Here is an 8,120-nt window from a genome sequence, read left to right on the forward strand (position 1 = left end):
TCCGGATGGATGGGAAACGATCTCTCCGCGATTTTTTTTATTTCACAGGAACGTGCTCCGCATTTCCTGTGAAATAAAGAACGCTCCGCGAGGATGAACACGCTGCTTGGCGGGGTATCACCTTGCGGACTTTGTTCAAAACTCACAGGTTATTTGACTCAATCAGGCGGGCAATAAAGGTCATATGTTCATACATGCACTTTATTGCAGAATCGGAATCATGGTTTTTGATGCTGTCGATGATGCGCTGATGCTGCGTATGAAGAATTCTGGTGTCTCTGGCGGATTGAAGAATGATGCTTCGGATGTCATCGACGATCTCATCCAGCAGAGCGCCCAGAGATGCAAGGCTGTCCCGGATGAGACAGTTTCCGGAGATCTCTGCGATTTTTGAGTGGAAATTGCTGTCATATACCGAGCCTTCATAGGTGTTGTCGGCGTCATTCATTTTATGAGCCAGCTCTTCCAGTTCCCGAATATCCTCATCCGTAGCGTGGATTGCGGCAAGCTTAGCGGCCTGGATCTCAAGACACTGTCTGAATTCATGAATGTCGGAGAGAGAGCCCTGATTGAGCCGGTAGGAGATGGTCATCGGCTGAAACATGGTCAGGCGATAACTTTTGTTGATATAAGTTCCGCCGCCCTGTCGGGCGTTTACGAGTCCGATCATATCTAGGGCCCGGATCGCTTCGCGTACGGCAGAACGGGATACATTCATTTCTTCCGCCCATTTTCGTTCCGGCGGAAGGCGGTCGCCCGGTTTTAAGGCACCGGTTTTCAGGGAATCGAGAATGGAGTCCATCAGAGTCTGGTAGACCCGTTCGCTGCTGTTTTCTAAAATCAGTTCTTTTTTGATCTCATCAGACATATCATAACCTCTTAAAAATAATCACAGAGTTTTGAAATACACATGATCCATATCGTTCAAACTCCACGACCATAGTATAGCACAGCAGACCTGTTTGATTGGATACGAGATGGAAATAAACATTCTGTACAAAAAGAGCATCTCAAATTTGGTACTTATATCCGTACAAAAACATATTGACTATTGGTCAGACCAATTCTAAAATTGGTTGAAGAAATGCACAAAAGGAGGCCGAAATGGAGAAAACTTCTTACAACAAAGTAACAAATGATATTGTGGAGCTTTTAAAAAAAGCCTGCAATGGCCATGTCCTTACCGGTGACCAGATCAATGACGATTTCTGCCATGATGAGATGAGAATCTATGGAACCGCTGTGCCGGAGGTGGTTGTGGAAGCGGAGACAACCGAAGAGGTTTCGGAGGTTATGAAGATCTGCAACGCAAACCGGATTCCGGTAACACCTTCGGGTGCCCGCACGGATCTCGCCGGCGGACCGGTTGCCAAATATGGCGGCGTGATTCTTTCAACCATGAAAATGAACAAAATACTCAGTTACGACATTGATAATCTGGTTGTGACGATTCAGCCGGGAGTGCTGCTGAATGATCTGGCTCAGGATGCCTTGAGCAAAGGGCTTATGTACCCGCCGGATCCGGGTGAAAAATTTGCAACGGTCGGCGGAAACGTATCGACGAATGCGGGCGGAATGAGAGCCGTAAAGTACGGAACGACAAGAGATTATGTAAGAGCCATGACGGTCGTGCTTCCTACCGGAGAAATCGTGCATGAAGGCGCCGCGGTTTCAAAGTGCAGTTCCGGTTATGGGATCAAAGATATCATGATCGGTTCGGAGGGAACACTTGGAATCATTACAGAGCTTACGCTCAAACTGATCGTTGCACCGAAAGAAACCATGTCAATGATCGTACCGTTTCCGACACTTGAGGATGCCATCGGTTCGGTTCCGAAACTCTTTGCGGCACATCTTAATCCTCAGGCACTTGAGTTTATGGAAAAGGATGTCGTGATCGATACCGAAAAACTTTTGAACAAAGAGGTATATCCGAAAACTCTGGATGGCGTTGATATCAATGCGTATGTGCTGGTTACGTTTGACGGAAACGATCAGGATGAGCTTATGGATATTATCGAAGCCGCGTCGGAAGTTGTTCTCGAGGCCGGAGCGGTGGATGTTCTTGTGGCAGATACCCCGCAGCAGCTTAGAGATGCCTGGGCTGTGAGAAGTTCTCTCCTTGAATCCATTGAAGGCAATACAAAACTTCTCGATGAATGCGACGTTGTTGTTCCGATTACGAAGATTCCGGAATTCCTGACGTATGTGAAATCACTGCAGAAAGATCATTCCTACACAATAAAAGATTTCGGACATGCAGGAGACGGAAACCTTCACATTTATCTGTGCAGCAATGACGATGACAAAGAGAACTTTATGAAAGAGTCCGAAGACTTCATGAAGAAAGCATACGCCAAGGCGGTAGAACTGGGCGGACTGATTTCCGGCGAACATGGAATCGGTTCGGGAAAGATGGATTATCTGAAGGAGTTTGCGGGACCGGTTAATATGCGTCTGATGAGAGGCATCAAGAAGGTATTTGATCCGAACATGATTCTCAATCCGGGCAAGGTCTGTTTCGATCCGGAAGAGTGCTATGAGGATTGACGGATGCTGACGGTAAATGAGCGATTGCGGTAAAGAAAGGATTGTATTATGGCATACATTATTTCAGATGAAGCACAGGATTTGCTGAATGACCTTAAAAAGTTCTGCGATCAGGAAGTCGTTGAGCAGGCGAAAGAATTTGATCGAAGCGGAGAATTTCCGAAGGAGATTTACGACAAAGCGATCGAGCAGGGGTATACCACGCTGGAGGTTCCGGAAGAATATGGCGGACCGGGACTCAGCCGCGTGGATGTTGCCGCTCTGATGGAGCAGATGGCATGGGCGGATTCCGGATTCGCCACGACAATTTCCGCCAGCGGACTCGGCACAAAACCGGTGCTCATTGCGGGAAATGATGCGCAGAAGCGACATGTCTGTGATCTTCTTCTGGACGGCGGATTCGGTGCTTTTGCGCTGACTGAGCCGGGCGCAGGTTCGGATCCGGGATCCGGAACGACGACCGCAGTGAAAGACGGGGACAGCTACATTCTGAATGGCCGCAAATGCTTTATTACAAACGGCGGTGTGGCAAGCTTTTACTGCGTAACCGCATTGACGGATAAGGCTGCAGGCGCGAAAGGAATGTCGATTTTCCTGATTGACCGGGATACTCCGGGACTTTCCGTTGGACATGAGGAGGATAAAATGGGTATCCGCCTCTCGAACACAACAGATGTCGTTCTGGAAGATGTAAGAGTCCCGGCGGAGAATCTGCTGGGCAAAGAAGGAGACGGATTCAAGATTGCCATGAAGACACTGGATCAGGCCCGCGCGTGGATGGGGGTCATTTCCACCGGACTGGCCCAGAGAGCGATGGATGAGGCGATTGCTTATACAAAAGAGCGCAAACAGTTTGGCAAGCCGGTGCTGAAATTCCAGGCGATGCAGTTCAAGATTGCGGATATGGCGATCAAGATCGAGGCCAGCAGACAGATGAATGCGTATGCATTAAATCTTATGGATATGGGCCGGCCGTACTCGCGCGAGGCTGCGATTGCGAAATGTTTTGCCTCGGATGCGGCGATGTGGTGTACGACGGAGGCAGTGCAGATGTTTGGCGGATATGGCTACAGCCGCGAGTATCCGGTAGAAAAACTGATGCGTGATGCAAAGATCTTCCAGATTTTCGAGGGAACAAACGAAGTACAGAGAATCGTAACCGCGAACAACACAATCGGAAGATTCTAAGAACGGACAGAGATTGGAGAACAGCATGAATATATTAGTTTGCATTAAGCAGGTGCCGGATGATTCGGTTGAGGTTTCCGTTGGAGCAGACGGAAGACCGGCAGTCGACGGAATAACTCCGGTGGTCAATGCATTTGACACCTATTCACTTGAAATGGCGGCGCGTCTGAAGGAATCGCTCAATGACGGTTCGGAGATCACCGCATTATGCGTCGGGCCGGAAAGCGCGAAAAATTCCCTGAAGAATTGTCTTGCCGTCGGGGCAGATTATGCATACCTGGTAAAGTACGACGAAGTAAATGACATGGATGCGATGGGAATCGCGGAGATCCTGAAGGGGGCTCTTGAAAAGCTTTCTGCCGGGAAGGGAGCATTTGATCTGATCTTTACGGGCAAAGAGGCAACCGATGTACCGTTGGGACAGACCGGAATCTGTCTGGCAGATAAGCTTGGGGAAGCTGTGATCACCAATATTATTGATATAAAGGCGGAAGGGGGAACCGTTGAGGCAAAGCACGAAACCGAAGAGGGATATCGTGTGATTGAGGCGGCTATGCCGGCAGTTGTCACGGTGTCGAAGCCGGAATACGATCCGAGATATCCAACCATCAAGAATAAGATGGCAGCGCGCCGTAAGCCGATTGACGAGCTGGATGTCAGCGAACTTGCGGATGCCGGATCGTTTGCGGCGAGAATGAAACGAGTTGCGGAATATGAGCCGCCGAAGAGGGAGGCCGGAATCCGGATTAAAGAAGAGTCGGATGAGGAATCGGCGATGAAGGCGATTCAGATGATGACAGATGCAAAGGTAATTTGACGGAGGGCATCATGAGAAAAGAAGATACAACAAATAATATTCTGGTGTATGTGGAAAACACAGATGGTGCTCCGGTCAAGGCCGGTCTTGAGGCGCTGACACCGGCGCGGAAACTGGCGGAGAAAACGGGCGGACAGGTCATTGCCGCAGTGATTGGAAAGAATATTTCAGAAGCTGCTCAAAATGTCGCGGCTTCCGGTGCCGACCGGGTGCTTGCAATCGACTCCGACGAGGCGGCAGTGTATGATCTGGATGGCTATGCCGATATTCTGAAGCAGATCATCGAAGAGGAAAAACCGGATACGGTATTGCTGGGCGGAACCGGTGACGGCAAAGATCTGGCGGCGAAACTGATGGCGCAGTTAGACACTGCCGCGGTAACCGATGTGTCCGGGATCAGGACAGACGGAGACAAGGAAGTATTTGTCACGTCAGAGTACAGCGGTGCCGTCTGCTGCGATGTCGTTGTGGATGAAGTCAGACCGAGAATCGCCGTTACCCGTTCCGGTGCATTTAAGAAGCCGGAGGGCACGGGTACCGGAAGCGTTGAAGCGCGGGATGTGAAAGCAGACGCCGGTGTCATGAAGACAAAGATAAAGGATACCGTCAAAGAGATCACGGAAACCGTAAATCTGGAAGATGCGGAGATCATCGTCTCCGGCGGCCGCGGAATGGGAAGTAAAGAGAATTTTGGACTGGTTGAAAAACTGGCCGAAATCCTTGGCGGTGAAGTCGGGGCTACAAGACCGGCCATTGAAGACGGATGGATTGCCAAGAATCATCAGGTCGGCCAGTCCGGAAAAACCGTTTCGCCAAAACTCTACATTGCGGCAGGCATCTCAGGGGCGACCCAGCATCTCTCGGGAATTACAGGATCGGATTATATTGTCGCGATCAATAAGGATGAAGATGCTCCGATCTTTTCTGTGGCAAATGTCGGAATTGTCGGCGATGCGATGAAAGTTCTTCCGGTCATGATCGAGGAAATTAAAAAAATCCGGGAAGCCTGATATCGTTTAAGGACATCCTGCTGATAAAAAACACTGTAAAAACCCGTCCGTTTCGGCAATCAGTCGGAACGGGCGGGCTTTTTGTGAAAATATCGGAGAAAAAATGTATAATCCTACTCTTATTTATGCCGCGAAAATCGTCGAATCCAATAATGGAGGATAAGAACCTACATATTCACAAAAAAAAATTGTGAGAAGTGAAAAAATGCGCTGTTGGATTTTTATGCACTCCTGCAAGTACAATAAGCAACGTGCCACGCAAGAGGCAAAACAAGACAAGTCAGTTTTTTGACAAAGGGGTTTAGCAATGAAAATGACAGTAGCATCACTTTTTAATGACATGGTACTGATCGGTGTTTTCATGCTTGTCGGATATGCAGTCCGTCAGGTTCTGAAGCCGATTCAGAAATTGTTCCTTCCGGCATCCCTGATCGGCGGCGTGATCGCCCTGGTACTCGGTCAGCAGTGTCTGAACGTGGTTGCGGTTCCGGAATCCTTTGAGAAGTTCTCCAACGTTCTGATCGCACCGATCATGGCAGCACTGCTTTTCGGAATTACGATCACCAAGGATAAGGTTCTCCGCTATCTGGACTACGTTGTCGTTGAGCAGGGAGTGTATTCCATTCAGATGGCTCTGGGCCCGATCATCGGCATCATCCTCGGAACCATCTGGGTCGGCCTTCCGCTTGGATGGGGATCCCTTGGACAGTTCGCATTCCAGGGCGGTCACGGAAACGCGGCGGCGGTCGGTGAGGCATTTCTCGAGAATGGAATCGAGGGTGCGGTTTCCATCGGTATGGTACTCGCAACCTTCGGTCTGATCGTAGCGATGGTCATCGGTATGGTCATGGTAAACGTTGGTGTCCGCAAAGGATGGGGAACCTTCGTAAAAGATCCGCAGAAGCAGCCGGATTCCTATTACGGCGGCGTTCTTCCGGATGAGAAGAGAACCGGTGTCGGCCAGACAGTTACTTCCGGTATCGCGATCAACCATCTCGCATTTCAGGGCGCATGGCTGCTGACTGCGGTATTTGCCGGCAAGAAGCTCTTCTGGGCAATCGGCCTGATCTGGCCGGGTGTCAGTGTATTCCCGTCCGTTATTCACGGTATCATCGGCGGAGCGCTGGTATGGAACATCGCAAAGCTGACAAAGCTTGACAAATATGTTGACGTGAAGCTGATCCACCACATCTCCGGTTTCCTTCTGGAGGTTGTTGTACTCACAGCAATCGCAACACTGGATCTGGAACTGGTTTCCACTTACATCGTTCCGATTCTTGCCTACACACTGATTATGACAGCAATTACCATCGTAATGTGCTTCGGCCTCAGCAGACTGTTCTGCAAGGAAGAGTGGTTTGAGAAAGCGCTGATGGCGTACGGCGTCGGAACCGGAAACACCGCAACCGGTCTTGCTCTTGTCAGAGCCGTTGATCCGGACAACCAGTCCACTGCACCGGATAACCACGGTATCTATTCCACGGTATGCTGCTGGAAAGAAGTGTTCATCGGTCTGATCCCGATGTGGTGGGCAGCAGGATCGCTCCTTCCGATTGTCGGCATCGGACTGGCAATGTTCGCGGCATGCATGATCATCGGATTCGTACTGTTTGTTCTTCCGAAGAGGAAGCAGGCGGCTTAACCGAAGTGTCATTCCGATTGAGACGGAAAAAAACGTTTTTCACGGTCCGGCGGCAGATTGATTCTGCGGGTCGGACATATAAAACAAGAAGATGATAGAGATAGAACAACGAGTCGAAACACGCTTTGCGAGTTTCGACTCGTTGTCGCGGCAGTTGTCAAGGCCTCACGCCAGCGTGGGCTTTGCCCGCTGCTCAAGGAAATAGAAAGAGAAGCCCCCGGCCGAATCCGTTCGGTCAGGGGCTTCTCTTAGCTATAAGGGATGTTATGAGGGCCGGCAGTAACGAAGGGGTGTATGCTGCCGCAATTGGGGATGTACAGGATCACATCGCTACGGTATCCGGGAGTACCAGGACTCTCCGGCCTTCACCGCTGTCTGCGTAGAAGACTCCGGAAGTGATCGGAACAGATGCGTCAGCCGTGTTCTCTGAAGCTTTCCGAAGGGTCTCTTCGTATTCGTCGAAACTGATATATTTTGCTTCGATTCGTTCTTTCTGTCCGTTCTGTACAAGAATTCCGGTACGGGATTCCGGGATCAGCATGCTGAGCATTGTCACTTTTCTCATTGCGGTGTCTCCTTTCGCTGTTACTTGGATGTTTCCGTCCTGCAGGTAATATATTATCGTTCAAATATGTCCAACCGGTGGCTAATTTGTGTAAAAAGAATGAAAATAGTTTACGAAAAAAGACAGGTTCTTAAATCTATCTTATATTCCGTAAGTACTGCGATATTTTCTATTTCGACTGCATTTGCCGTGAATTAATAGAAAAACGAAAATTTTTAGTTCATAGGAAATTTCTCCGAAATTCCCTATGAACTAAAAACGCTCCGCGAGGATGCGCACGCCGCTGTAAGCAAATTCACTAAGCTCGAGAAAACCTCGCTAAGTGAATTTCCATGGCACGCACTAAGC

General features: G+C 49.5%; 7 protein-coding genes. 5 read left to right on the forward strand and 2 right to left on the reverse strand.

Annotation, left to right across the window (positions count from 1 at the left end):
• Positions 1-142 precede the first annotated feature (142 nt).
• Positions 143-868 (reverse strand): FadR/GntR family transcriptional regulator, encoded by a 726-nt coding sequence (locus BR86_RS0112955; protein ID WP_051684815.1) that lies wholly within the window; start codon positions 866-868, stop codon positions 143-145.
• A gap of 236 nt (positions 869-1,104) precedes the next feature.
• Between BR86_RS0112955 and BR86_RS0112960 the strand changes: the two genes are divergently transcribed.
• The 5 genes from BR86_RS0112960 (at position 1,105) to BR86_RS0112980 (ending at position 7,207) form a co-directional block, all read left to right on the forward strand.
• Positions 1,105-2,550 carry an FAD-binding oxidoreductase gene (locus tag BR86_RS0112960; protein ID WP_031474556.1) on the forward strand — a complete coding sequence of 482 codons (1,446 nt, stop codon included), beginning with the start codon at positions 1,105-1,107 and terminating at the stop codon, positions 2,548-2,550.
• A 48-nt stretch (positions 2,551-2,598) separates the two neighbouring features.
• On the forward strand, positions 2,599-3,738 hold the full coding sequence (locus BR86_RS0112965; protein WP_031474558.1) for an acyl-CoA dehydrogenase family protein: 1,140 nt from the start codon (positions 2,599-2,601) through the stop codon (positions 3,736-3,738).
• A gap of 25 nt (positions 3,739-3,763) precedes the next feature.
• Complete coding sequence (locus BR86_RS0112970; RefSeq protein WP_031474560.1) at positions 3,764-4,555, forward strand: electron transfer flavoprotein subunit beta/FixA family protein; 792 nt, start codon at positions 3,764-3,766, stop codon at positions 4,553-4,555.
• Positions 4,556-4,566: 11 nt separating this feature from the next.
• A complete protein-coding gene (locus BR86_RS0112975; protein WP_031474562.1) occupies positions 4,567-5,565 on the forward strand; it encodes an electron transfer flavoprotein subunit alpha/FixB family protein in 999 nt (332 codons plus the stop codon).
• Positions 5,566-5,872: 307 nt separating this feature from the next.
• Positions 5,873-7,207, forward strand: coding sequence for a sodium/glutamate symporter (locus tag BR86_RS0112980; RefSeq protein WP_242841618.1), 1,335 nt, complete (start codon positions 5,873-5,875; stop codon positions 7,205-7,207).
• 322 nt (positions 7,208-7,529) lie between these two features.
• Here BR86_RS0112980 and BR86_RS0112985 read toward each other — a convergent pair whose 3' ends face one another.
• Positions 7,530-7,772 (reverse strand): hypothetical protein, encoded by a 243-nt coding sequence (locus BR86_RS0112985; protein ID WP_031474566.1) that lies wholly within the window; start codon positions 7,770-7,772, stop codon positions 7,530-7,532.
• Positions 7,773-8,120: the final 348 nt, after the last annotated feature.

Source organism: [Clostridium] aminophilum DSM 10710, from assembly GCF_000711825.1.
In the GTDB taxonomy this organism is placed as follows: domain Bacteria; phylum Bacillota; class Clostridia; order Lachnospirales; family Lachnospiraceae; genus Clostridium_R; species Clostridium_R aminophilum.